This is a genomic window from Thauera terpenica 58Eu (assembly GCF_000443165.1).
Lineage (GTDB): Bacteria > Pseudomonadota > Gammaproteobacteria > Burkholderiales > Rhodocyclaceae > Thauera > Thauera terpenica.
The window spans coordinates 60,197-85,797 of sequence record NZ_ATJV01000043.1; the positions used below are offsets into that span (position 1 = coordinate 60,197).

The following is a 25,601-nucleotide window of genomic DNA, read 5'->3' on the forward strand; positions in this document are numbered from 1 at the left end:
GTCAGCCTTGTCCGGAGTGGGATTGCAGCGAGGGATCGATATCCATGGGCTCGGCATTCACGGGCAGATATTCGGCACGCCGCGCGATGCGCGAGAGATTGGCAAGCGCCAGCATCGTCGCCCCCACGACCACCAGAAACACCCCGGTGTCGAAGAACATCGCCGACGCAACATGCACCTCACCCAGCAGCGGCAGCGACAGATGCCACACCGTGCTGGTGAGGAAGGGATAGCCGGCAACCCAGGCCCCCAGGCCGGTCAGCGCGGCCACCAATACCCCGCTGCCGATGAGGCCGTGGTAGTCGATTTTCATGCGCTGCGCTGCCCAGCTGAAACCGCTCGCCATGTACTGCACGATGAGCGCAATCGCCACCAGCAGTCCGGCGATGAAGCCGCCGCCCGGCACGTTGTGGCCGCGCAGGAAAATGAACACGCCCACCACCAACGCCAGCGGCAGCCCCACGCGCGTGGCCACCACCAGCATCATCGGATGGCGATCCGCGGAGCGTGCCTGATCCGGCACCCACGCCACCAGCTTGCGCTGCACCGCGCCGCGCATCACGCCATCGAGCAGCGCATAGATGGTGAGTGCAGCGATGCCGAGCACGATGATCTCGCCAAAAGTATCGAAGCCGCGGAAGTCGACGAGGATGACGTTGACCACGTTGGTGCCACCGCCGCCAGGCACGGACTGCTCGAGGTAGTAGCCCGACAGGGTCTCGAAGTCTCGCGTGAGCACCGCCCACGCCAAGCCTCCGATCCCGAGCCCGGACGCCACTGCCAGCGAGCCATCACGCAGGCGCCTCGCCCCACTGCTCTCGCGCGGCGTGTCCTTGGGCAGAAAGTTCAGCGCCAGCAACATCAGCACGACCGTGACCACCTCGACCGAGATCTGTGTCAAAGCCAGGTCCGGCGCCGACAGATAAACGAAAGCCACCGACACCACAAGGCCGACAATACCCACCGCAATCAGGCCGACGATACGCTCGTGGTGATGCAGAAGCACCGTCAGGCAGCCCCCCACGAGCATCAGCCACACCATCACCGTTGCCAGATTCGCCTCGAGCAAGGGGCGCTGCCCGGCCTCGTGGCTGCCGCCGATAAAGGCCGAAATCCCCAGCAGCAGTGCGGTGGCGATCATGAACGCCAGATAACGCGGCAGCGCACCGTTATGCAGACCTTGGGTGATCGCTTGCGCCAGTTCGACGGCAAAGGAGATCGTGGAGCGAAACATCAGGCGCGCTTCAGGATGTGGTCCGGCAGCCCATATCGCCCGCACGCGCGGGTAGGCCTTCAGCATGAAGAAGCCGCAAACGACGGCAATCGCACTCAGCCCGAGCGCCGGGGTGAAGCCATGCCAGAGCGCGAGGTGGTAATCCATCACCTCGCCCCCGGTCACCACCCGCGACACACTCGCCACCAGCGGGCCGGCGACGGGATCGGGGAAAAGGCCGATCAGCACCACGAGCACCACCAACAGCGCCGGCGGCAGCCACATGCCGAGCGGCGGGTCGTGCGGCGTGTGCGGCAGCTCGCTGCGCGTCCTGCCGAAAAACACATGTCCGACGTAACGCAGCGCATAGGCAACCGAGAAGCACGCGGCCAGGGTCGCCATCGCCGCCACCACCCAGTCCGAGCCCAGCCATGCGGTCGACACGGCCTCGTGCAGCATCATTTCCTTGGACAGAAAACCGTTCAGGGGCGGCAGGCCCGCCATCGATGCCGCCGCCACCATGGCCAGGGTGGCGGTGATCGGCATCACCTGCAGCAAGCCGCCCAGGTGCGGAATGTGGCGGGTGCCGGTCTCGTGATCGACGATGCCGGCATTCATGAACAAGGCCGCCTTGAAGATGGCGTGATTGAGGATGTGGAACACCGCTGCAACCGCCGCCAGCGGCGTGCCGAACCCGAGCAACATGGTCACCAGCCCGAGATGGCTGACGGTGGAAAAAGCCAGCAAGCCCTTCAGGTCATCCTTGAACAGGGCAATCACGGCGCCAAGCAGCATGGTCACCAGGCCGGTGGTGGCGACGATGTAGAACCACTCCGGCGTGCCCGCCAGCACGGGCCACATGCGCGCCATCAGGAAGAGGCCTGCCTTCACCATGGTCGCCGAGTGCAGGTAGGCCGAAACCGGCGTCGGCGCTGCCATGGCCTGTGGCAGCCAGAAGTGGAAGGGGAACTGCGCGCTCTTGGTGAAGCAGCCGATCAGGATCAGCACCAGCGCGGGCAGGTAGAGGGGCGAGGCCTGGATCGCCTCGCGCGCCAGCAGGATCTCGGACAGATCGTAGGAACCTGCAATCTCGCCCAGGATCAGCATGCCGGCGATCATTGCCAGGCCGCCGGCACCGGTCACGGTCAGCGCCATGCGCGCGCCCTGCCGGCCTTCGGGCAGGTGCTTCCAGTAACCGATGAGCAAAAAGGACGACAGGCTGGTGAGCTCCCAGAACACGAGCAACAACAGGATGTTGTCCGACAGCACGATGCCCAGCATTGCGCCCTGGAAAAGCAGCAGATAGGCGTAAAAGCTGCCCATCGGATCGTCTTTTGCCAGATAGAAGCGCGCGTAGACGATGATCAGCAAACCAATGCCCAGGATCAGCCCGGCGAAGAAGAAGCCCAGGCCGTCGAGCATGAAATTGGCATTGAGACCGAGCCCCGGCAACCATTCCCAGCTCGCGTGCACCACTTCGCCATTCAACACCGCCGAGCTGTGCGACAAGAGCAGCGCAAGTGCGATCAGACTGAAGCTGAATGTCGTCGTCGCGCAGGCCGTGCGCCCGGCGCGAATCATCAACGCCGGCAATAGCGCGCCGAGAAAAGGCAGCAGCACGATCAGCAGAAGACTCATTGAAAATTCCAGGCCTTGCTCATTGGGTCTTGCGCGGGAGTCTTGTGCGCACAGCGCGCGGCGACAAGCTCAGACGCATACATTACGCCAGCCAGCAAGCGCTGGGTCTGTTGCGGCCAAAGTATATCCGGGCTGGCACATTGCCGCAAAACGGCACCTCGTTTCATTAGGCGAAATCAGACCGTCCGCGTAAGATTCAAGCTTCGGCATTTCCTGCTCACTTCAAATCTCATCGTGCCCGCCAAGAAGATCGATCCTGCTCCCGTCGCCGAAGGCAAGAACCCCATTCAGGTCATCGATCGCATGATGAAGCTGCTGGATGTGCTCGCGCAACATCCCGATCCGGTGACCTTGAAGCAGCTCGCACTGGAGACCGGGCTTCACCCGTCGACCGCGCACCGCATCCTCGGCGCCATGACCCAAAGCGGTTTCGTTGATCGCACCGACGCGGGCATCTACCGGCTCGGGATCCGCCTGCTGGAGTTGGGTAGCCTGGTGAAGTCGCGCATCTCCTTGCGTGACACCGCGATGCCGATGATGCTCAAGCTGCACGCGGCCACCGGCGAGAGCGTCAACCTGGGCATCCGCGCCAACGACGAGATCGTCTATGTGGACCGCACCTCGAGCGGACGCTCCTCGGTGCGCGTGGTGCACATTGTCGGCGCACGCGCGCCGCTGCACACGACCGCCACCGGCAAGCTGTTCCTGGTCGAAGACGGCCTTGAGCGCATTCGCGAATATGCTCGCCGCACCGGCTTGCCGGCGTCCACGCCCGCATCCATCGTCAGCCTGCCAGCACTGGAAAAGGAACTCGATCGCGTGCGCCGTCATGGCGTGAGCTTCGATCTGGACGAGGTCGAGGCGGGCGTTCGCTGCATCGCCGCCGGCATCCGTGACGACCATGGCAAGCTGATCGCGGGGATTTCGCTGTCCACGCCGTCGGAACGCTTCAATCCCGACTGGGCGCCCCTGGTGCGCGAGACCGCAAACGAGATCTCGCGCGCCCTCGGCTACCTGCCCGAGCACGCCTGAGGAGGGCTCAGCCTTCGCGCCGGACGGGGGCTGCAGCGACACGCTGGGTCGCTGATTGCTCGATCCACTTGCGCACCCGCTTCGCGTCTGCGGTACGTGTGTAACGCCCGTTTGAATCCATCAGCACCATCACCACCGGCTGTTGATGCAACCAGGTCTGCATCACCAGGCAGCGCCCTGCCTCCGAGATGTAACCGGTCTTGGATACGCTGATCGACCACTCCGGGCTTTTCACCAGCCCATTGGTATTGCCGAAGCGCGTCAGCCGCCCGCGCACATCCACATGGCGCTCGGGCGCGGTCGAGAACTCGCGAATCAAGGGATAGGCCGCAGCAGCCGACACCATCTTCGCCAGGTCGCGCGGACTGGAGACGTTGGCCGGATTGAGGCCGGTGCTGTCGTGAAAGCGGGTGTTCCACAACCCCAGCAAGCGCGCCTTGACGTTCATCGCCTCGATGAAGGCCTGCTCACCGCCCGGGTAATAACGCGCCAGCGCAGACGCCGCACGGTTTTCGGAAGACATCAGCGCAAGGTTGAGCATCTCCTCGCGCGACAAGGTGGTGCCGATCGAAAGACGCGAGCCCGTGCCCTTGAGCGTGTCGATGTCATCTCGCGAAATCGTCATCAGCTCGGACAGGCTCTGTCCGGCATCGAGCGCCACCATCGCCGTCATCAGCTTGGTGATGGATGCGATCGGCACCACCGCGCTTGCATTGCGCTCAAGGAGCACTTCGCCATTGGTCGAGTTGATGACATAGAACGCGCTCGAACCCAGCTCGGGCATGCCGCCCGCGTCCAGGGTCAGGGCGACGTCTTCCGCCGCCGCCGCCGGCGCCACGAGGGCCGCACTGGCACCCGCCGCCGCCGGCGCCAGGCGCACCGAGAGGCGACGTGCCTTGCTCGTGGCCGATCCCGCCCTGGCTTTGCGCACCGTCTTGCGCGTCGACGACTTCAGCGCCGCCTTCTTCTTTTGCGCAACTGTTTTCGCAATCGGTTTTTTGGCTGCGGGCTTGGCACTCGCTCCTGCAGCCGGGCTGGCAGCGGCCTCGGCGAGGTTGGCGAGCGGCTGTAACATCGACAAGCCGAACAAGGCGGCAACAAGCAGGGAACGTGGCGTCATGGCGGAGGAGGCAACCCAGAAGTCCTAGCCTGAACTTACAAGAAAAATAAGCACATAGCGCGGATGTTTGAAGCGGATTCACACGGTCTGAGTAAATTGTTACATGAATGCCGGCGGGCGGCATCGTCTGAAACAAAAAAATCCACTGCGGTGGTGCCGTGAGGAAACAGGTGCGCCGTCATCGTCATCATTCATCACACCCACCCTCGCTGAGGGGGCGGGTGTGAGACACGCTGCCGCTGCCGACGATCAGCCTCTCTGACCAGCCTCGACGACCGTCAGCGCGGTCATGTTGATGATGCGCCGCACCGTGGCTGACGGCGTCAGGATGTGCACCGGCTTGGCCGCACCGAGCAGGATGGGGCCCACCGTCATGCCCTCGCCCGCCGCATTCTTGAGCAGGTTGAAGGCAATGTTGGCCGCATCCAGGGTCGGGAAAATGAGCAGATTCGCATCTTCGCGCATCCTGGCATTGGGGAAGATCTGCAACCGATGGCGGGCATCGAGTGCAGAGTCACCGTGCATTTCACCCTCCACCTCCAGTTCGGGGTGATGTTCGTGCAGCAAACGCAGGGCCATGCGCATCTTCTCTGCGGTGGGCGAATCGGCCGACCCGAAAGACGAGTGCGAGAGCAAGGCAACACGCGGCGTGACGCCGAAACGCTTCATCTCCTCCGCCGCGAGCAGGGTCATCTCGACGATCTGCGCTGCGCTGGGATCGTAGTTGACGTAGGTATCGGCGAGGAACAGGGTGCGCCCGGGCAGGCTCAGCACATTCACCGTATACAGGTTGTCCACCCCCGGACGCCGACCGAGCACGACCTCGACGAACTCGCGATGCAGGCGGTGCATGCCGTAGGTGCCGCAGATCAGGCCATCGCCATAACCGAACTTGAGCAGCAAGGTGCCGATCAAGGTGGTGCGTCGACGCACTTCCTTTTTCGCATACTCGACCGAAACACCTTGGCGCTCCATCAGTCCGTGGTAGTGCTGCCACAACTGGTTGAAGCGCGGATCGGAGTCGGGATTGACCAACTCGTAGTCACGCTCGGCGACGATGCGCAAACCGAAACGCTCGATGTTCGCCTTCACGATGTCGGGGCGGCCAATCAGGATCGGACGCGCCAACCCCTCATCCACCACCGTCTGCACCGCACGCAACACCTTCTCGGATTCGCCCTCGGAGAAGATGATGCGCTTCGGCTCCATGTGCGCTGCGGCGAACACCGGCTTCATGATCATGCCCGAATGCCACACGAAGTTGTTCAGCTGCGCGCGGTACGCATCCCAATCGGTGATCGGGCGCGTCGCCACCCCCGAGGCCATCGCTGCCACCGCCACCGCGGGCGCGATCTTGACGATCAGGCGTGGATCGAAGGGGCGCGGGATGATGTAGTCGGGGCCGAAGCCGCCTACCTTCTCACCATAGGCGGCGGCGACGATGTCGCTCTGTTCGACGCGTGCCAGCTCGGCGATCGCCTTCACCGCCGCCAGCTGCATCTCGTCGGAGATGGTGGTCGCGCCCACATCCAGCGCACCGCGGAAGATGAAGGGGAAGCACAGCACGTTGTTGACCTGATTCGGATAGTCCGAACGCCCGGTGGCGATGAGCGCGTCATCGCGCACCGCCTTCACCGCCTCGGGCAGGATCTCCGGGGTCGGATTGGCGAGCGCGAGGATCATCGGCCTGGGCGCCATCCTGGCCACCATCTCGGGCTTCACCACGCCGCCCGCCGACAGACCGAGGAAGACGTCCGCCCCTTCCATGATCTCGCCCAGCTTGCGCGCCTCGGTCGCCTTCGCATAACGCGCCTTGATCGGGTCCATCAACACCGTGCGGCCTTCGTACACCACACCTTCGATATCACTCACCCAGATGTTCTCGACCGGCACCCCCAGCTTCTCGAGCAGGCGCAGGCAGGCGAGCGCCGCCGCACCGGCACCTGAAGTCACCACCTTGACCGTCTTCAGATCCTTGCCCTGCAAGTGCATGCCATTGAGGATGGCCGCGCCGACGACGATCGCGGTGCCGTGCTGATCATCATGAAAGACCGGAATCTTCATGCGCTCGCGCAGCTTGCTCTCGATGTAGAAACACTCGGGGGCCTTGATATCTTCAAGGTTGATGCCGCCGAAGGTCGGCTCGAGCGCGGCGATCATGTCGATCAGCTTGTCGGGATCGTTCTCGTCGACCTCCAGATCGAACACATCGATGCCGGCGAACTTCTTGAACAGCACGCCCTTGCCTTCCATCACCGGCTTGGCCGCGAGCGGGCCGATGTTGCCCAGGCCCAGCACCGCCGTGCCATTGGTGATGACACCGATCAGGTTGGAGCGTGCGGTAAGTTCAGCCGCCTGCGCGGGGTCCTCGACGATGGCGTCGCACGCAGCGGCCACACCCGGTGAATAAGCCAGCGACAGGTCACGCTGGTTGGACAGCACCTTGGTCGGCGTGACCGAGATCTTGCCCGGGCGCGGATAGCGGTGATAGTCGAGGGCGGCGCTGCGGATCAGTTCATCCATGGTCTCTTTCCTGTCTCGTCTGCGGGTTGGTGTGCGCATCACGCGCCGCCGACCGCTCCCGACGACTGAGCAGGCCAACGACTCTTGCGCGAAGCTGCGAAGAATACCGTGAAACACCCATCTTTCGCATTACGAAAAACACGCCTGCAATGTGAAATGGAGAATCAGCACTCCGCTCCATCATCATAGCCGCGCCTGCGCACAGCGATAGTTACGACCGCCTTCATGAGCACCACCGGGTCATGGCATAATTCCGGGCTTTCACCGGCTGCGACTTGTCTTCGGCTGAGTCGCAGGCGGACATCGGTGCGCCATGATCGGCGCCCCAAGCAGCCCGCCGGCCAGGCAACAGCCTGCTTCAACGATGGCCGACCGACGGGCATGGTTTCGCATCACAGCACGGGAGAGCTGTACACATGTCTTTGAACCACGCCCAGGCGGCCATTGCCGCTGCCCCCGACTACGTCCGCCACGAAGGCCTGAAGCAGTGGGTCGGCGAGATCGCCGCACTCACCGAGCCGGACCGTGTCGTATGGTGCGACGGGTCGCAGGAAGAATACGATCGCCTGTGCGCCGAGATGGTCGATTCCGGGATGCTGATCAAGCTCAATCCGGAAAAGCGCAAGAACTCCTACCTCGCCTGCTCAGACCCGTCTGACGTCGCCCGCGTCGAAGACCGCACCTTCATCTGCTCGCAGGACAAGGGCGACGCTGGCCCGACCAACAACTGGGAAGAGCCCGAAGTCATGCGCGAGACCCTGAACGGCTTGTTCAAGGGCGCGATGCGTGGGCGCACGATGTACGTCATTCCGTTCTCGATGGGTCCACTCGGTAGCCCGATCGCCCATATCGGCGTCGAGATCTCCGACAGCCCCTACGTCGTCACCAACATGCGCATCATGACGCGCATGGGCAAGGGCGCAATCGAAGTGCTCGGCACCGACGGCGCCTTCGTGCCCTGCGTGCATTCGGTCGGCGCCCCGCTTGGCCAGGGCGAGCCCGACAGCCGCTGGCCGTGCAACCCGACCACCAAATACATCGTGCACTTCCCCGAGACGCGCGAGATCTGGTCCTACGGCTCGGGCTACGGCGGCAACGCCTTGCTGGGCAAGAAGTGCTTCGCGCTGCGCATCGCCTCCACCATGGCGCGTGACGAGGGCTGGCTGGCCGAGCACATGCTGATCCTCGGCGTCGAGTCACCGCAAGGCGAGAAGACCTACGTCGCTGCCGCCTTCCCCTCGGCCTGCGGCAAGACCAACTTTGCCATGCTGATCCCGCCGAAGAGCTTCGACGGCTGGAAGATCACCACCGTCGGCGACGACATCGCCTGGATCAAGCCCGGCCCGGATGGCAAGTTCCGCGCCATCAACCCCGAATACGGCTATTTCGGCGTCGCTCCCGGCACCTCCGAAAAAACCAACTTCAACGCCATGGCGACCTTGAAGGAAAACATCATCTTCACCAACGTCGCGCTCACCGACGACGGCGACGTGTGGTGGGAAGGCATGACCAAGGAAGCGCCCGCTCACCTGATCGACTGGCAGGGCAAGGACTGGACGCCGGAGATCGCTGCTGAAACCAAGCGCAAGGCCGCACACCCGAACGCGCGTTTCACTGCCCCCGCGAATCAGTGCCCGTCGGTCGATCCAGCCTGGGAAGACCCCGCCGGCGTGCCGATTTCGGCCTTCATCTTCGGTGGCCGTCGCGCCACCACCGTGCCGCTGGTGTACCAGGCCTTCAACTGGAACTTCGGCGTCTACATGGCCGCAACCCTGGGCTCGGAAACCACCGCCGCCGCCTTTGGCGCGCAGGGCGTGGTGCGTCGCGACCCCTTCGCCATGCTGCCCTTCTGCGGCTACCACATGGGCGACTACTTCAACCACTGGCTGAAGATGGGCCATACGGTGGAAGACACACCCAAGATCTTCTGCGTGAACTGGTTCCGCCTCAATGAGCAGGGCGAATTCATGTGGCCCGGCTTTGGCGACAACATGCGCGTCCTGAAGTGGATCGTCGATCGCTGCCGCGGCAAGATCGCAGCCAAGGAGACCGCGCTGGGCTGGATGCCGCGCTTCGAGGATCTGGACTGGAACGGTGCCGACGTCAGCCGCGCCGAGTTCGACGCCCTCATCCAGGTTGACGCCGATGCCTGGCGTACCGAGCTCGAATCGCACAAGGAATGGTTCGACAAGTTGCAGGACCGCCTGCCGCGCGAGCTGGAGCTGAAGCGCGAACTGTTCGAGCTGGCACTGAACGCCGACTGAGCTCCCCCGACTGAGCCCTGAAGCACTGCGCTTCACGCACAGGAGCCACATCGCAAAAGCGCCGCTCGACGGCGCTTTTGTTTTTTCAGACAACACTCACGGGCAAAAAAGCCGGCCGGTCTTGGCTCGCCCTTGAGCCCCACAGAGGATCGCAGAGATGCTTCAGCGTTCGCGCCGCGTCCAGGACATCCAGCCCTTCCACGTCATGGAGCTGCTGCGCCGCGCGCGCGAGCTCGAAGCCCAGGGGCGCAACATCATCCACATGGAAGTCGGTGAGCCCGATTTCCCCACGCCCCAGCCCATCATCGACGCTGCCACGCGTTTCATCGCCGACGGCGACGTGCATTACACTCCCGGCCTGGGCCTGCCGGCCTTGCGCGCAGCGATCTCGGGCTTCTACCTCGAGCGCTTCGGCGCCGAGGTCGCACCCGAACGCATCGTCGTCACCGCCGGCGCCTCCGGCGCCCTCATCCTGGCGCTAGCGGCAACGACCGATCCGGGCGATGAGTGGCTGCTGCCCGATCCGGGCTATCCCTCCAACCGCCACCTGGTGCGCAGCTTCGAGGGCCGCGCACGCAGCCTGGCGGTGGATGCGGCCACACGCTACCAGCCCACACCGACGCAGGTCGACGCCGCCTGGTGTGAACGCAGCCGGGGGCTGATGGTGGCAAGCCCGTCAAACCCCACCGGCACCTTGCTCAGCGTCAGTGAAATCGCCGCCCTGCACACGGTGACGCACGCCCGTGGCGGCGTGCTGATCGTCGACGAGATCTACCAGGGCCTGAGCTACGGCGTCGAAGCGACGACGGCCCTCGCCGATCCGCGCCTCAACGCGGCCGACGACCTCTTCGTGGTGAACAGCTTCTCGAAGTATTTCGGCATGACAGGCTGGCGCCTGGGCTGGCTGGTGGCACCCGAAGGCCTGGTGCGCGACATCGAAAAGCTCGCGCAACATTTCTTCATCTCGCCCTCCACCCCGGCACAACACGCCGCACTGGCGGCCTTCCAGCCCGATACGCTGGCCATCCTGGAAGCACGGCGGAAGGAGTTCGGCGCTCGTCGCGACACCCTGCTGCCCGCACTGCGCAGCCTCGGCTTTCGCGTCGCGGCCGAGCCGCAGGGCGCGTTTTACATCTATGCCGACGTCTCGGACATTGCCGCAGACGCCGAAAGTCTGGCCCGCCGCCTGATCGAAGAAGCGGGGGTGGCGGCCACGCCGGGACTGGATTTTGGTCATCACCTGCCGCGTCAGCATCTGCGCATTGCCTACACCACGCGGCGCGAGCGTCTGCTCGAGGCCGTGGAGCGCATCGCACGGCTGCAGCTTTGACTCAGCTCGCGGCGGCGAGCACCTCGGCCCTGGCCTTATTCTGGTTCTGCACCAGCAACTCGCGCCCGGAAGCAGTGACCAGGCGCTTCTTGACCGCCATCACCTTGCGCGTGTAGCGCGCATGCGGATCCTTGAGCGAGCCGTTGTAGTACTGCAGCGCACGTTGCAGGCTGCCGTAGCGCTGCACGCCCTCCTGCAACACCAGGGTGCCGACCCGAACATTGAGCTCAGGATCGAACAAGGCGTACCGGCCCTGGCGCTTGCCGATCTTGTCCTCGTGATAGCGCGGAATGACCTGCATCAGGCCCTGCGCCCCCATCGTGCTGACCGCACGCGGATTGAAGCTGGATTCGACCGCCATGATGGCGACGATCAGCAAGGGGTCGAAACCGTGCTCTTCGGCTGAATCCTCGGCGGCCATCAAGGCCGGCTCCAGCGCCGGGCCGGAGACGCGATAGGTGTCCGAAATCCAGTCGCGCACACGCGCCATTTCGGGCGACAGCCCTTCGTCCTCTTCTGCGGCCAGACCATCGGCGCTACCGTCAAGCCCGAAGCCAGGCGTGCCCAGCGCCCGCAGCGCGGCGGAAGAGGTGGCACGGGCAGGGATGCTAAGGCCCGGCGTCGCCTGACGCGGCGCAAGCAGACTGGGCTGGGCGCGATCCGCGACGCTCAGCGCCATTGCGGCTTCGCCGACTGTGGGCCCGGCCTTGGACGCTGCCCGGGTGTCGGCATAGCTGACTGCGATCGGCGCGCTGTTCTCGCCGACGACGTAGGCCATGCCCATCAGACCCAGGGAAAGAACGGTGCCGTGTGCAATGCTGAACATGGCTCCGCTCGCTTGACGCGCGAGCGTGTTGATTCGGGTTGCTTGTTTCATGGTGTCCTCCATGCTGCGACCAGGGCGGCTGCAGCTGGATCGGCGTGGTCGGCCATCCAGCGCTTCCGCATGGTGTGCAGAAGCCGACTCAACCGGGGCGGATAAACCTCGGCCGAGTGCAGTAACGCTCGGTCACAAGTAGGTGTTCAAGCCCATCGTCGCAACGAAACAACGGACTGCGCGGTGCGTACGTCCATGAAACTGCGTCTCCCCGAAGGGAAGGCGCCGCACCGAAATCGATTGATGAATAAAAATGCTGCAGAGCAACACGGGGCGAACTTTATTGGTCCGCAAACATTTTGTCAAAACCTGAATGCGCTGCCCAGCCCGAAATCAATCTCCGACTTGCTGCAGACAGCGCTCGAACTGCGCCCAATCGAAGCCAGGGCCAGGGTCGGTTTTACGGCCTGGCGCAATCTCCGAGTGCCCCACGACACCCTCGATCGGGTAACGTTTTTTCAGCATAAGGACCAGACGGGCAAGTTGCTCATATTGGGCAATCTCGAATTTCTGGGCGTCGCAGCCCTCCAGTTCAATGCCGATGGAGAAGTCATTGCAGCGCTGCTGCCCGTTCCAGCACGACACCCCCGCATGCCAGGCACGGAGGTCCGGATCGACGAAACGGATCAGTAAACCATCGCGACGGATGAAGTAATGCGCCGATACCCGCAGATGGCGGATGGTGTCGTAGTAAGGGTGGCTTGCACAGGGCAGGGAGTTGGTGAACAACTGCGCCACACCCGGGCCGCCGAACTGCTCCGGCGGCAGGCTGATCGCGTGCACCACGATCAGGCGCACGCGCACACCCGGCGGGCGGTGATCAAAATTGGGGGACGGAAGGAAGAGGCTCACGGTCGTCGGTCGAAGGGCTTCGCCCTGTGCAGGCGACGGTGGACCCTAACAGCAAGTCCCCGTCTGGCCAACCGGGTCCGGCCCGCTGAGCGAGGGCCACCGAGCTTCACGCCCAGGCCCCAGCAAACAGCTTCAGGCCACGAAAACCGAACCGGAAAAGCGCCACCAGACGAAACCAGCCCCCCGACAGCTCAATTCTCGCCACGCAGATGCTGCATTGCAGCAATCACGCCCGGCGGCCGATCTCCCCACGGCGCGGCAAGATCGCGCCCCACGGAGATGGAGTGCAGGCGCCCGTGCCCCGCTCTCCATCTCCGTGTTCCGCGCCACCGCAGCAGCTCGGCTGTCGATAGAATAGGGCGCAGCGCATGCACCTGCATCCGACCGCAGGTGTTCCAGGGCGCAAACAAGTCCGGGCCAAGAGGCCCAGCCGTCCGCGCCGACACTCTCGCCTGCCTGCTGCGCATCACACCAGAATCCACATGACGGCCTATCTCGTCCTCGCCTCGATCGCCGTCCTGCTCGGTCTACTCATCCACGGCCGCTTCGGCCCAGCCATCCTGTTCGCGACCTGGGCAGGTGGCTACACCCTGCTCGGCCTCAGCAGTCAGCAGGCCTTCCTGTCCAACTTCACCAACACGGCCCTGGCCACGCTGATCCTGCTGCTGCTGGTCTCACTCGCCCTCGAACGTTCGCCGCTGCTCGATCGCCTGTCCGCCTCCCTGCTGCAGGGCAGCCGGCGCCGTGCGACGCTGAAGCTGGGCAGCGTCACCGCCCTGATCTCCGCCTTCATGAACAACACCGCGGTGGTCGGCGCCCTGCTCGGCCCGATCTCGAAGCAGCGCCTGCATCCGCCCTCAAAGCTGCTGATCCCGCTTTCCTACGCCTCCATCCTTGGCGGCATCACCACCCTGGTGGGGACCTCGACCAACCTGGTGGTCAATTCCTTCGCCGTCGAAGCCGGATTGCCTGCGCTGCAGATGTTCCAGTTCACCCTCGTCGGCCTGCCGGTGGCGCTGCTGTGCATCGCCGTCATGGCCCTCAGCAGCCGGACGCTGCCGGCCAATGCCGCGAGCGACGCCGAGTCGCGCACCGCCTACTTCCTCGAGGCCCGCGTCACGGCCGGCTCGCCCCTGATCGGGCGCAGCATCGAGGACAACTGCCTGCGCAATCTCGAAGGCCTGTTCCTGGTCGAGATCGCACGCAAGGAACGCCTGATCTCGCCGGTAGGACCGGCGGAGGTTCTGCAGGCGGGGGATGTGCTCGTATTCACCGGTGCGGTCGACAAGGTGCAGGCGCTGCAACGCTTTGCGGGCCTGCAGGTGTTCGGCGTGGGCGCGGACGCACTGCTCAAGTCCAACCTCATCGAAGTCGTCATCTCCAATGAGTCGGAACTGGCGAATCGCACCGTGCGCGACATGGACTTCCGCACCATGTTCGATGCCGGCGTGGTCGGCATCCGGCGCGGTGACAAGCGCCTCACCGGACAACTGGGGCGCATCCCGCTGCGCATCGGTGACAGCCTGCTGCTGGCCGCGGGGCCGGACTTCTTCCAGCATCGCAACCTCGACCGCAACTTCCACGTGCTCAACGGCGCCGGAGTGCGCCCACGCATGAGCTCAGCGCAGAGCAGCTTCGCGCTCACAGGCTTCGCCAGCGTCATCCTGCTGTCCGCGCTCGAGTACCTGCCGCTGTTCAACGGCCTGCTGATCCTGTTCGCAGCGCTGCTGGTGAGCGGACTGCTCACCCTGGGCGAAGTACGGCGCCGCTTTCCGTTCGAGATCATGGTGGTGATCGGCTCGGCGCTGACCATTGCCGGGGTCCTCGAACGCTCGGGCGCGGCCGCACTGATGGCGGGCTGGATGCGCAGCCTGTTCGACGGTTACGGGGTGTATGGCGCCCTGGTCGGGGTGTATCTGATCACCCTGACCCTGACCGAACTGATCACCAATAACGCCGCAGCCGCGCTCGCGTTTCCGATTGCACTGGGGACGGCGCGCGCCTTCGGCGTCGATCCGACGCCCTTCGTCATGATCGTGGCTTACGGCGCGAGCGCCGGTTTCCTGATCCCTTTCGGCTATCAGACCCACCTCATGGTGTATTCGGCGGGGCGCTATCGCATGCGCGACTTCCTGCGCGCGGGCCTACCCGTCAGCCTGGCGTATTCGCTCGGTGTGCTGGCGCTGGTGCCGCTGGTGTTTCCGCTCCAGCCGGCGTGAACGAGCCGCCCGCAAGGGCGCGCGCTCATTCAGCCAACAAGACGGCCAGTCAGTGCGCGTTCAGACGGGTGACGAATTCCACCACCGAGCCCACGGTGGCAAAGGAGCTGCCGTCGACCTCGTCATCGGGCACGATGATGTCGAAGCGCAGCTCGATTTCCTGAATGACCGCGATCACCGCCATCGAGTCGAGTTCGGCGACACTGCCCAGCAGCGGCGTATCGGCATCGAACGCCAGCGCGCGGCCGTCGAGGCTGAGCACCTCGTCGAGTAAGGACAACACTTCTTTTTGAATATCCAAGAACACCGTCTCCCTTACGCAATCTCGCAGGCACCACAGCAATCCGGGTGCCCTGGCCGGCCCGCATTATACTTCCGGACTTGAGCAATGATTGTGCCTCGCCTTCAAACCTGCATGTTGAACCCTGTCCCTTGCCCCAGCGATCTGCTGCACCACCTCGTCACCGCCGCCGCCGAGCGTGACGGCGAGCGCATCGCGCTCAGCGCAGGCACCCAGCACCTGAGCTATGCGAGCGTACACGCCGCCTGCCAGGCGGCGGCGGCCGGACTCATCGCGCTCGGTCTGGCGCGCGCCGAACGGGTCGCGATCTACCTCGACAAACGCGCTGAATTCGTCGTCGCTGCCTTCGGCACGAGCGCGGCGGGTGCCGTCTTCGTGCCGGTCAACCCCATCCTCAAGCCCGATCAGGTCGGCCACATCCTGCGCGACTGCAATGTGCGTGTGCTCGTCACCAGCGCGGAGCGCCTGGCCACCTTGCGCGACACCCTGGCAGGCTGCCACGATCTGCGCCACGTGGTGCTGACCGGCGCGCCGGCGGCCGTGCCGGAGCTGAGTGGGGTATCGCTGCACGGCTGGGACGCGCTGCTGGCCGCGCCCGCGCGCCCAGCTCATCGCGTCATCGACGCCGACATGGCCGCCATCCTGTACACCTCGGGCAGCACCGGCCGCCCCAAGGGCGTGGTGCTGTCGCATCGCAACATGGTGACCGGGGCGAAGAGCGTCGCGCAATACCTCGGCAACCACGCGCACGACAGCCTGCTCGCCGCCCTGCCGCTGTCCTTTGATGCCGGCTTCTCGCAGCTCACCAGCGCCTTTCACGTCGGCGCGCGCGTGGTGCTGCTCAACTATCTGCTGCCGCGTGACGTGCTCAAGGCGATCGCGCGCGAACGCGTCACCGGCCTCACCGCGGTGCCGCCGCTGTGGATCCAGCTCGCGCAGCTGTCCTGGCCCGAGGACATCGGCACCCACCTGCGCTACATCGCCAACACTGGCGGACGCATGCCGCTCGACACTTTGCAGCGTCTGCGCGCGCAACTGCCGCACACCCGCCCTTTCCTGATGTATGGCCTCACCGAAGCCTTTCGTGCCACCTATCTGGCGCCGGAAGAGCTCGATCGCCGGCCGGATTCGATCGGCAAGGCCATTCCCAACGCCGAGGTCATGGTGTTGCGCGCGGACGGCAGCGAATGTGCGGCCAACGAACCCGGCGAACTGGTGCAGCGCGGTGCGCTGGTGGCGATGGGCTACTGGAACGATGTCGACCGCACCGCCGAGCGCTTCCGCCCCCTGCCCACGCAGGCGCCGGGCGGCGCAGCCGGCCTGGTGCTGCCCGAGATCGCGGTGTTCTCGGGCGACACCGTGCGCCGCGACGAAGAGGGTTTCCTGTACTTCATTGGCCGCCGCGACGAGATGATCAAGACCTCCGGCTACCGCGTCAGCCCCACCGAAGTGGAAGAGATCGTTTACGCCACCGGGCTGGTTGGCGAATGTGCCGCCTTCGGTGTTGCTCACGACAGCCTCGGTCACAGCATCACGGTCGTGGTCACGCCCCCTGCCAGCGGCGCGGTGGACAGCGCCGCGCTGCTTGCTGCCTGCCGCAGCCGCATGCCGGCCTACATGGTCCCCGCACGTATCGAAGCGCACGCAGGCCCACTGCCGCGCAACCCCAACGGCAAGATCGACCGCAAGGCACTTGCCGCTGCAGCCCAGGCCGGCTGAGCCTGGCTCAGGCTTGAACCACGAAAACGATGGTCGAATCGAGAAACCCCGCCCCATGAGCAGCGCCAGCAAACCCGCACCGGTCCATGCCCCGATGGACGCCTTTCCCACTCTTGACGGTGAGCTGATCGTGGGCGGCCTGCCGCTCTCGCGCCTCGCCGCGCGCGTCGGCCAGACACCCTTCTACGCCTACGACCGTGGCCTGCTCGGACGCCGCGTCGCCGAGTTGAGGGCGGCGCTACCTGCCGGCATCAAGCTGCATTACGCGATGAAGGCCAATCCCATGCCGGCGCTGGTGGGTCTGATGAGCACGCTGGTGGACGGCATCGACGTCGCCTCGGCCGGCGAACTGCGCGTGGCGCTGGACGCCGGCGCGGATCCGCAGGAGATCAGCTTCGCCGGCCCCGGCAAACGTGACGCGGAACTGCACCAGGCCGTCGCCGCCGGCATCCTGGTGAATGTGGAGTCCTTCCGTGAGCTCGCCCCGCTCGCACAGGCCTCACAAGCGCTGGGACTGCCGGCCCGGGTGGCCGTGCGGGTGAATCCGGATTTCGAGCTGCGCAGCTCGGCGATGAAGATGGGCGGCGGGCCAAAGCCGTTTGGCGTCGATGCTGAGCAGGTGCCCGAGCTGCTGACGCAGATCAAGCGCCTGGGGCTGAACTTCGAAGGATTTCACATTTTCGCGGGTTCGCAGAACCTCAAGGCCGAGGCCATCGTCGAGGCTCAACGGCAAAGCTTCGAGCTCGCCCTGCGCCTGGCCGACTCCGCTCCCGCGCCAGTGCGCTTTCTGAACCTCGGCGGCGGCTTCGGCATCCCCTACTTCCCCGGCGAAACCCGGCTCGAGCTCGCGCCGGTCGCCGACAACCTTGCCCAACTGCTCACGGAAGCTGCACACAAGCTGCCGCAAGCCGAGCTGGTGATCGAGCTCGGCCGCTACCTGGTGGGTGAAGCCGGGCTGTATGTGTGCCGCGTCATCGACCGCAAGCTATCGCGTGGCCACACCTACCTGGTCACTGACGGTGGCCTGCACCACCACCTGTCGGCCAGCGGCAACTTTGGTCAGGTCATCCGCAAGAACTACCCGGTCGCCATCGGCAACCGCATGGACCAGCCCGCAGGCGATACGGTGTCGGTGGTGGGCCCGCTATGCACGCCGCTCGACCTGCTTGCCGACCGCATGGCCCTGCCCGAAGCGCAGCCGGGCGACCTGGTGGTGGTGTTCCAGTCCGGCGCCTATGGCGCCAGCGCCAGCCCACGGGCTTTCCTGAGCCATCCGGAAGTGGTGGAAGTGCTGGTGTGAGGCCTTGCGATCAGGGGCAAGCGCCCTGGCCGCTGCGCACCGTCACCGCCATTTCGGCCCCATTGCAGAAGCTGTAAGTGCCGTCGTTGTTATCGAAAACCTGATACGTGTACTGCCCACCCGAACCGTAGTCATAAGCCATGCCAGTGTTCGTCGCCGACCAGGTACCGACCTGCTTGGACGGGTCGACGGCATGCCCCGGCCCCATCTTCCAGTCGATGAGGTCTCCGCTGCCCGTTCCCTGGTGATACTCCTGCCAGCGATCGCCAGCGCGCTGAGCGCACACCGTGTTGCCGGAAAATTTAGCGCTCAGCTGCGTCACGTCCAGCGCTGTGCCGCTGCACGCTGCCGCCGCCTGTCCCGCAAGGCCAACACCGCCGAGCAACAACACACCTGCCATTACGCCAGAAATCTTCATGATCACTCCCATCCAAGGTTGAACCGCGCGACAAGGCTTCGGATTCGCAGTTTGCCGCAGCACATACGACAATTGCAGTCAATGCAGAAAAAATATAGACCGAGACCATGAGTATCACACCCTCAGCACAACGCTCGCTCGCCTGGCCGCATGCAAGGCTTGCCATCCTGTGGGCGCTGTTTGTCGCCTATGGCAGCCTGGTGCCGCTCGAATACAAAGCCCGCCCTGACGCCTGGCAGTACTTTGTGAACACTCCCTGGCTGGACCTGGGCGTGGGCTCGCGAGCCGACTGGGTGGCGAACATCCTGCTCTACCTGGTGCTCGCCTACTTCGTCACCGGTGCGGTGTGGGCCAGCCGACTGACAAGGACGCTGCGCACGCTGCTGCTCGCGCTGATGCTGGGCGCCTGCCTGGCGCTGGCGGCGGGTATCGAATACCTGCAGCTGTTCTTCCCGCCACGCACGGTGTCGCTCAATGACTTGCTCGCCGAGGGCCTGGGCACCGCGCTCGGTACGCTGACGTGGTTCATGGCCGGGCGACGTATCGCGGCGATGTGGGAGCGCTTCATCCACGGCGGCGCGAGCAGCCTGCGTGCGCTGCTCGCGCTCTACGCGATCGGCTATCTGGGGCTGAGCTTCTTCCCGTATGACTTCCTGGTTTCAGGGGCGGAGCTCGGCGCCAAGTTCGCCAAGCCCGACAGCTTCAGCATCGGCCCTGGACTGGCTTGCGGCAGCAGCCTCACCTGTGGCGTAAAGCTGCTGGTTGAGGCGCTGCTGGTGCTGCCCTTTGGTATCTTGCTCGCGCTCGGCTGGCGCATGCCACACCGGCCAGACGCGGCGCCCACCCCCTCTCCCATCAGGACAGTCATCTGGGGCCTGGTGGCGGGCACAGTGCTGGGCGCGACCATCGAGGGCGTGCAGATCGTGCTGGCCTCGGGCAACACACAGATCATCTCCATCTTCACCCGCAGTCTGGGCGTGGCCTGGGGCGTGGTGCTGGCGCATGCGGCGTCGCCGCGCTGGCTGCTGTGGCGGCCGCAGCGGCTGCGTCTTGCCCTTCTGGCCCTGCTGCCCCTCTACCTCGCGCTCGCGCTGGCGCTCAATGGCCTGCTTCCACTGCAGTTGCAGCCCACCTGGGCCGCGCTGGAGAAGCTCGACGGCCTGCGTTTCCTGCCCTTCTACTATCACTACTACACCAGCGAAACGGTGGCCCTGCGCAGCCTGTTGTTCGTCGCCGGCACCTATGCCCCGCTGGGCATGGCGAGCGCCCTGGCATGGCGCACTCAGCCTGGCACGACGCGCGCGCTCACCGTCCTCGCTGCGCTGCTGCTGTGCCTGGGCATCGAAGTGCTCAAGCTCTTCGCGGTCGGACAGCGGCCAGACCCGACCAACCTCCTCATCGCCGCCGCAAGCGCCGCCGTGCTGCACTGGCTGGTCGAGCGCGTGCTGCGTGACGGAGCCAGCAATATGGCCAACACGCAGCGCGCTGCATTGCCCACCGAATCGGCCGCCGCGCCCGTCAGCGCAGCAGCCACCTCGCGCTGGCGGGCGCTGCTGCTGGGTGGAGCCCTGCCCGTTCTCGCGCTCTTCATCGTCGTCATCACGACTGTGCCGTCCACGCCACCGGCTGGCGCCATCAACGCAGCCACGCTCAGCTACCCGCCGCCCGCAGCCCTGCCCGCCGCAGCCCTGCCCGGCTTCCGCTTCGCCCGCCCGCGCCTGCCCCACCCCACCCCGGGCGACATCGAGCTGCTGCTCACCCACAAGCGCAAGCACATCGACCCCATCTTCTACGCCGCGCGCAGCAACCCCAACGCCATCGACGCCGCCATCCTCGCCGCGCGCCTGCGCCCCGGCAGCGTCGACCTCGCCCGCACCCACGCCAAGCTGATGGAGTTGCACTTCTGGGAGCGCGGCCAGGATCAGGTCAAGCCCCTGGCGCTGGCCTATGACTGGCTGTACGACCAATGGAGCCTGGCCGAGCGTGAGGCCTTGCGCGACAAGCTGGCGCAGGGCTGCGACTACGTCATCGAGGTGATCCGCAAGGAGCAGCTCTCACCCTACAACGTCTACCTGTACAACGCCCCGCTGCAGGCGCTGATGGCGTGCTCGATCGCGCTTTACCGCGACCACCCGCGCGGCGACGCCTACATGGCCTTCACCCACGAACTGTGGAAGCAGCGCGTACTGCCGGTGTGGCGCCAGATCATGGGGCGCGCGGGCGGCTGGCACGAAGGTGGCGAGTACGTCGGCATCGGCATCGGCCAGGCCATCTACACCTTGCCGGCGATGTGGCGCTTCGCCACCGGCGAGGACCTCATCCAGTCCGAACCCGGCATTCGCGGCTTTCTGGACTTTCTCGTCCATCGCACGCGCCCGGACGGCAGCCATTACCGCTGGGGGGATGGCTCCAACTTCCTGCGCCCTGCGCCCGACGCCGTCGCGCTCGCGCTCGAACTGCGCCATGCCGCGGCCTACAGCCTGGCGCCGCCCGCACAAGACCTGCTGCCCACCGCCTGGCCCTGGGGGCCGCTGTCCGACAACAGCCTCATCGACCCCCACGCAACGGAGCGCCTGCCGCTGTCGCAATTGTTCGACGGCATCGGCATGCTGGTCGCACGCAGCAACTGGTCGCCGGACGCGACCTACCTCACTTTCAAGGCGGGCGACAACTACTGGTCGCACAGCCATCTCGACCAGGGCGCATTCACCATCTACAAGGGCGGCGCCCTCGCCATCGACAGTGGGCTCTACGGGCGGCCTTATGGCTCCGACCACCACATGAACTACGCCTACCAGAGCATCGCCCACAACCTCGTCACCGTCACCGACCCCGACGACCTCCAGCCCGGCCCCGGCTTCGACATCGGCAACCCGCGCCACTACGCCAACGACGGTGGCCAGCGCCGTATCGGTTCGGGCTGGGGGGTGGAGGCCGCGCCACTGGACCGCGAGCAATGGGACAAGCGCCGCGACACCTATCACAGCGGCAACATCGTCGCCCACCTGGACCAGGATGACATCGTCGCTGCCGTCGCCGACCTCACCCCGGCCTACACCAACAGCCAGTCCGGCCGCGGCAGCTTCGCCCACCGCACGAAACGCGTCGAACGCATGTGGCGGGTGTTCGGCTACGACCGCACCAACGACGCCATCGTGGTGTTCGACGACGTCGTCGCCAGCGACGCCGGCTTTCGCAAACGCTGGCTGCTGCACGCCATCGACCTGCCCGTCATCGGCCAGGACAGCTTCAGCGTCTTCATCCCCGCCACCACTCAGCCCGGCCACCGCGGCGGGCAACTGAGCGGCCAGGTCCTGCTGCCGAAAGTGCCGCTGCTCAACCTCATCGGCGGGCCTGGCTTCGAGTTCTTCGTAGACGGCAAGAACTACGACAACGGCGGCACGGTGCAGCAGGAGATGAAAAAGACCGGCCCCGGCCTGCCCGAACCGGGCAACTGGCGCATCGAACTGATGCCCGCCAGCGAAGCCGAGGCGGACCAGTTTCTGGTCGTGATGCTGCCGACCCTCACCGGCGAGAAGGCGCAGGCCAGCGTGCGCCGCCTGGAGGATGGCAAGCGTGTTGGCGCCGAGATCATCGGCCCGCAGCGCACAACACGCTGGTGGTTCGTAGCCGGCGAGCGCGGGCTGACGGTGGAGATCATCGAAGGCGAAAGCCGCACGCTGCACCGACTTGGCGGCTGAAAACCACGCCGATCCGGGCCAGACCTTATGTGCAGTGCCATAATTCACGGCGCCGTCATGGCTTGCGGTCCACAATGCCCATTACTACCCGGGAGTACCGAATGAAAGGCATCATCCTCGCCGGCGGCTCCGGCACGCGACTGCATCCGATCACGCGCGGCGTCTCGAAGCAGTTGCTGCCCATCTACGACAAGCCGATGATCTACTATCCGCTCTCGGTGCTGATGCTGGCCGGGATTCGCGACATCCTCGTCATCTCCACGCCCGACGACCTGCCCAATTTTCGCAAACTGCTCGGTGACGGCAGCGACTTCGGCATCACGCTCAGCTACGCCGAACAGCCCTCGCCCGACGGACTTGCGCAGGCCTTCCTGATCGGCGAAGACTTCATCGGTGATGACGACGTCTGCCTCATCCTGGGCGACAACATTTTCTACGGCTATGGTTTCAGCGCCATGCTGCGACAAGCCGCGGTCGGCCGGAAGGGCGCGACCGTGTTCGGCTACCACGTCAACGACCCCGAGCGCTTTGGCGTGGTCGAGTTCGACACGGCGGGAAAGGCCATCTCCATCGCAGAAAAGCCCAGCCAGCCGAAGTCGAACTACGCCGTCACCGGCCTCTACTTCTACGACAACGACGTCATCGACATCGCCCGCCAGATCAAGCCCTCGCCCCGTGGCGAACTCGAGATCACCGACGTCAACAACGCCTACCTGCAGCGCGGCAACCTGCACGTCAGCCTGCTCGGACGCGGCTTTGCCTGGCTGGACACCGGCACCCACGAATCGCTGATGGAAGCCAGCCAGTTCATCCAGACCATCGAGGCGCGCCAGGGGCTGAAAGTGGCCTGCCTGGAAGAAATCGCCTACCGCCAGGGCTGGCTGAGCGCCGACAAGCTCGCGCACGAAGCCAACAAGCTGAGCAAGACCGGCTACGGCCAGTACCTGTTGCGCATCCTCAAGGAGCGCCCCGCCGCATGAAGCTCATCGAAACCGCCCTGCCCGGCGTGCTCATCATCGAGCCCAAGGTCTTCGGCGACGCCCGCGGTTTCTTCATTGAAACCTTCCAGGTCGAGCGTTACCACGAAATCGGCATCACCCAGCCCTTCGTGCAGGACAACCACTCGCGCTCACAGCGCGGCGTATTGCGCGGGCTGCATTTCCAGAAGACCCGGCCGCAGGGCAAGCTGGTGCGGGTGAGCCGCGGCGCGGTGTATGACGTGGCGGTGGATATCAACCCGAAATCGCCGACTTTCGGCCGCTACGTGGGGGTCGAACTCAGCGACGACAATCACCGCCAGCTATGGATTCCAGCGGGCTACGCACATGGGTTCTGCGTGATCAGCGCGGTGGCAGACTTCGAGTACAAATGCACCGACTTCTACTTTCCCGAAGATGAGGGCGGGCTGATCTGGAACGATCCGGAGGTGGCGATACCCTGGCCGATTGCTCAGCCCAGCCTGTCAGGGAAGGACACCGGGCTGCCAACGCTGCGGGATCTTGTACAAGCTCATTCGTGAAGCTCAGCACCACATTCCCCGCGACCGAACCCCAACGCAGCGTTTGCAGTGCACTTACGCTGCGTGAACAAATGACTGCGATGAAAACGCAGACAAATCAAAAAAAATGAGCACATCGAACTCCATCCGTGGCGGCATCAAGTGGCTACTTACCGGCAGCCTCGGCGGACAAATTCTTCAGTTTGCGTTCGGGATCGCGCTTGCCCGCCTTCTTGTGCCCGAAGACTTCGGCTTCATTGTGACGATCCAGATCTTTACCGGCTTTGTCGGACTCGTCAGCGGTGGGGGCATGGGTCAGGCGCTGGTGCAATCACACGTTGCGAGCGAGCATGACTTCGACGTTGTGTTCACGGCACAGCTCATTATCGGCGCGCTTATTTTCGGAGGCTTCTATCTTTGCGCGCCCTTGATTGCCAACGCTTTTGGCAACCCGCTTTATACCGGCCTTGTCAGGGTGTCGGCGATCAGTTTTCTGTTGCGCCCCTTCGTCAATACGCGCGCGAGCTGGCTGCACCGGGAAATGCGTTTCAAGGAGCGTTCCATCATCGGGCTCGTGGTGGCTGTCATCACCGGCCTCGCCAGCATTGCCATGGCCATCGCTGGCGCAGGCCCCTGGAGCCTGATCCTGTCCGGGATTCTCGGCAGTCTGATCACGCTCGTGCTGCTTGACCGCGTGAGCGAACGCAAGCCACAACTGCGCCTTGACTACGCGGTTGCGCAACGCTTCGGTGCATACGGCATCAAGGTGTCGCTGAACGACCTTGCCTCGTATGCAACCAAACAGGCAAGCAACGCAATCATCAGTCAAACCTCAGGACCGTCTGCCGTCGGCCTCTTCAACAAGGGCGAAAGCCTTGCCTGGCTGCCCTTCTCCACCTTGAGCGCATCGGTCTACGAGGCGGTTTTCCGCGCCATGTCGAAGGCGCAGGACAGGCCAGACGAGGTGAAATACCTTTTCTATCGCATGATCACGCTGATGGTCGTGTATACGATGCCCGTCTATGTCGGCCTCGTATGGATGGCTGAGCCATTCATGCTGTTCGTCTATGGCGAAAGATGGCTGCCGTCTGCCGACCCCTTGCGCATTGTCTCGCTGGCCGGGATCTTCATCTGTATCGGGCATCCCTGTGGCGCAGTCCTTGCAGCCATGAACCGGCTCGGGCGCGAGGTATGGATTCATGTCAGTCAAGGCATTGTCGTTGCGCTCATCTGCTACTTCAGCTTGAAAACCTGGGGAATCGTGGGCGCTGCATGGGGCGTCTTCGCCGGCATCGCCTATTCGACACCTGTGATGTACTACCTCGCCACACGCTGCTTTCCTGCAAGCCTGAGCGACCTCTCGCGGGCCTTGCTGCCCGGGCTCAAACTCAACCTGGTCCTGATCGTCGCGCTGGCAATCGTCCATGTGATGCTGCCCTCAGACTGGCGCGAGGCACGCCCGGCGCTCTACATGCTTCTGGCAGGTGGCGTGTCGGGCCTGGCCTATCTTGCAGCCTTCCTTTTCCTTCCTGCTCCCGCACTCGCCGACGAAGCCCTGCGCTGGCGCAGGGTGCTCAAGCTGAGCGCCTGACTCCC

The 25,601-nt window shown here is 64.8% G+C and carries 17 protein-coding genes; 10 read left to right on the forward strand and 7 right to left on the reverse strand.

The window, feature by feature from the left end; translation table 11 throughout:
* Position 1: 1 nt before the first annotated feature.
* Positions 2-2,851 (reverse strand): monovalent cation/H+ antiporter subunit A, encoded by a 2,850-nt coding sequence (locus M622_RS25285; RefSeq protein ID WP_021248367.1) that lies wholly within the window; start codon positions 2,849-2,851, stop codon positions 2-4.
* Between the two features lie 234 nt (positions 2,852-3,085).
* Between M622_RS25285 and M622_RS25290 the strand changes: the two genes are divergently transcribed.
* Positions 3,086-3,883: an IclR family transcriptional regulator gene (locus tag M622_RS25290; RefSeq protein ID WP_021248368.1), complete on the forward strand. Its 798-nt coding sequence runs from the start codon at positions 3,086-3,088 to the stop codon at positions 3,881-3,883.
* A 7-nt stretch (positions 3,884-3,890) separates the two neighbouring features.
* Here M622_RS25290 and pbpG read toward each other — a convergent pair whose 3' ends face one another.
* Both pbpG and M622_RS25300 read right to left on the reverse strand, forming a co-directional pair.
* Entirely contained in the window at positions 3,891-5,003 is a 1,113-nt protein-coding gene (gene pbpG / locus M622_RS25295; protein ID WP_021248369.1) for a D-alanyl-D-alanine endopeptidase, read from the reverse strand.
* Between the two features lie 249 nt (positions 5,004-5,252).
* Positions 5,253-7,526, reverse strand: a complete 2,274-nt coding sequence (locus M622_RS25300) for an NADP-dependent malic enzyme (RefSeq protein WP_021248370.1) — start codon at positions 7,524-7,526, stop codon at positions 5,253-5,255.
* Between the two features lie 416 nt (positions 7,527-7,942).
* Here M622_RS25300 and M622_RS25305 point away from each other — a divergent pair, with 416 nt between their 5' ends.
* Together M622_RS25305 and M622_RS25310 are read left to right on the forward strand one after the other, a co-directional pair.
* Positions 7,943-9,790: a phosphoenolpyruvate carboxykinase (GTP) gene (locus M622_RS25305; protein WP_021248371.1), complete on the forward strand. Its 1,848-nt coding sequence runs from the start codon at positions 7,943-7,945 to the stop codon at positions 9,788-9,790.
* 157 nt (positions 9,791-9,947) lie between these two features.
* On the forward strand, positions 9,948-11,120 hold the full coding sequence (locus M622_RS25310) for a pyridoxal phosphate-dependent aminotransferase (RefSeq protein WP_021248372.1): 1,173 nt from the start codon (positions 9,948-9,950) through the stop codon (positions 11,118-11,120).
* Position 11,121: 1 nt separating this feature from the next.
* On the opposite strand, the gene M622_RS25315 is transcribed toward M622_RS25310, so the two are convergent.
* Together M622_RS25315 and ampD are read right to left on the reverse strand one after the other, a co-directional pair.
* Positions 11,122-11,997 (reverse strand): lytic transglycosylase domain-containing protein, encoded by an 876-nt coding sequence (locus tag M622_RS25315; protein ID WP_021248373.1) that lies wholly within the window; start codon positions 11,995-11,997, stop codon positions 11,122-11,124.
* Between the two features lie 333 nt (positions 11,998-12,330).
* Positions 12,331-12,849 (reverse strand): 1,6-anhydro-N-acetylmuramyl-L-alanine amidase AmpD, encoded by a 519-nt coding sequence (gene ampD, locus M622_RS25320; protein ID WP_021248374.1) that lies wholly within the window; start codon positions 12,847-12,849, stop codon positions 12,331-12,333.
* 482 nt (positions 12,850-13,331) lie between these two features.
* Between ampD and M622_RS25325 the strand changes: the two genes are divergently transcribed.
* A complete protein-coding gene (locus tag M622_RS25325) occupies positions 13,332-15,068 on the forward strand; it encodes an SLC13 family permease (RefSeq protein ID WP_021248375.1) in 1,737 nt (578 codons plus the stop codon).
* Between the two features lie 49 nt (positions 15,069-15,117).
* Here M622_RS25325 and M622_RS25330 read toward each other — a convergent pair whose 3' ends face one another.
* Positions 15,118-15,369, reverse strand: a complete 252-nt coding sequence (locus M622_RS25330; protein WP_031346403.1) for a phosphopantetheine-binding protein — start codon at positions 15,367-15,369, stop codon at positions 15,118-15,120.
* A gap of 114 nt (positions 15,370-15,483) precedes the next feature.
* On the opposite strand from M622_RS25330, the gene M622_RS25335 reads away from it, so the two are divergent.
* Together M622_RS25335 and M622_RS25340 are read left to right on the forward strand one after the other, a co-directional pair.
* Positions 15,484-17,088 carry an acyl-CoA ligase (AMP-forming), exosortase A system-associated gene (locus tag M622_RS25335; RefSeq protein ID WP_021248377.1) on the forward strand — a complete coding sequence of 535 codons (1,605 nt, stop codon included), beginning with the start codon at positions 15,484-15,486 and terminating at the stop codon, positions 17,086-17,088.
* Positions 17,089-17,143: 55 nt separating this feature from the next.
* The gene (locus M622_RS25340) at positions 17,144-18,388 is read left to right on the forward strand and encodes a pyridoxal-dependent decarboxylase, exosortase A system-associated (protein ID WP_031346405.1); all 1,245 of its coding nucleotides are present in this window, start codon (positions 17,144-17,146) and stop codon (positions 18,386-18,388) included.
* Positions 18,389-18,398: 10 nt separating this feature from the next.
* Here the strand turns inward: M622_RS25340 and M622_RS25345 are convergent, their stop codons facing one another.
* Positions 18,399-18,806, reverse strand: coding sequence for a hypothetical protein (locus tag M622_RS25345; protein ID WP_052028681.1), 408 nt, complete (start codon positions 18,804-18,806; stop codon positions 18,399-18,401).
* 107 nt (positions 18,807-18,913) lie between these two features.
* Here M622_RS25345 and M622_RS25350 point away from each other — a divergent pair, with 107 nt between their 5' ends.
* From M622_RS25350 to M622_RS25365, 4 genes are all read left to right on the forward strand, one after another.
* Positions 18,914-22,507, forward strand: a complete 3,594-nt coding sequence (locus M622_RS25350; protein WP_021248380.1) for a VanZ family protein — start codon at positions 18,914-18,916, stop codon at positions 22,505-22,507.
* A gap of 101 nt (positions 22,508-22,608) precedes the next feature.
* Positions 22,609-23,487, forward strand: coding sequence for a glucose-1-phosphate thymidylyltransferase RfbA (rfbA, locus tag M622_RS25355; protein ID WP_021248381.1), 879 nt, complete (start codon positions 22,609-22,611; stop codon positions 23,485-23,487).
* On the forward strand, positions 23,484-24,026 hold the full coding sequence (gene rfbC, locus M622_RS25360) for a dTDP-4-dehydrorhamnose 3,5-epimerase (RefSeq protein ID WP_021248382.1): 543 nt from the start codon (positions 23,484-23,486) through the stop codon (positions 24,024-24,026). Before rfbA ends, rfbC begins: the two co-directional genes overlap by 4 nt.
* A 106-nt stretch (positions 24,027-24,132) precedes the next feature.
* The gene (locus M622_RS25365; protein WP_021248383.1) at positions 24,133-25,596 is read left to right on the forward strand and encodes a lipopolysaccharide biosynthesis protein; all 1,464 of its coding nucleotides are present in this window, start codon (positions 24,133-24,135) and stop codon (positions 25,594-25,596) included.
* The last annotated feature ends 5 nt before the right edge of the window (positions 25,597-25,601 follow it).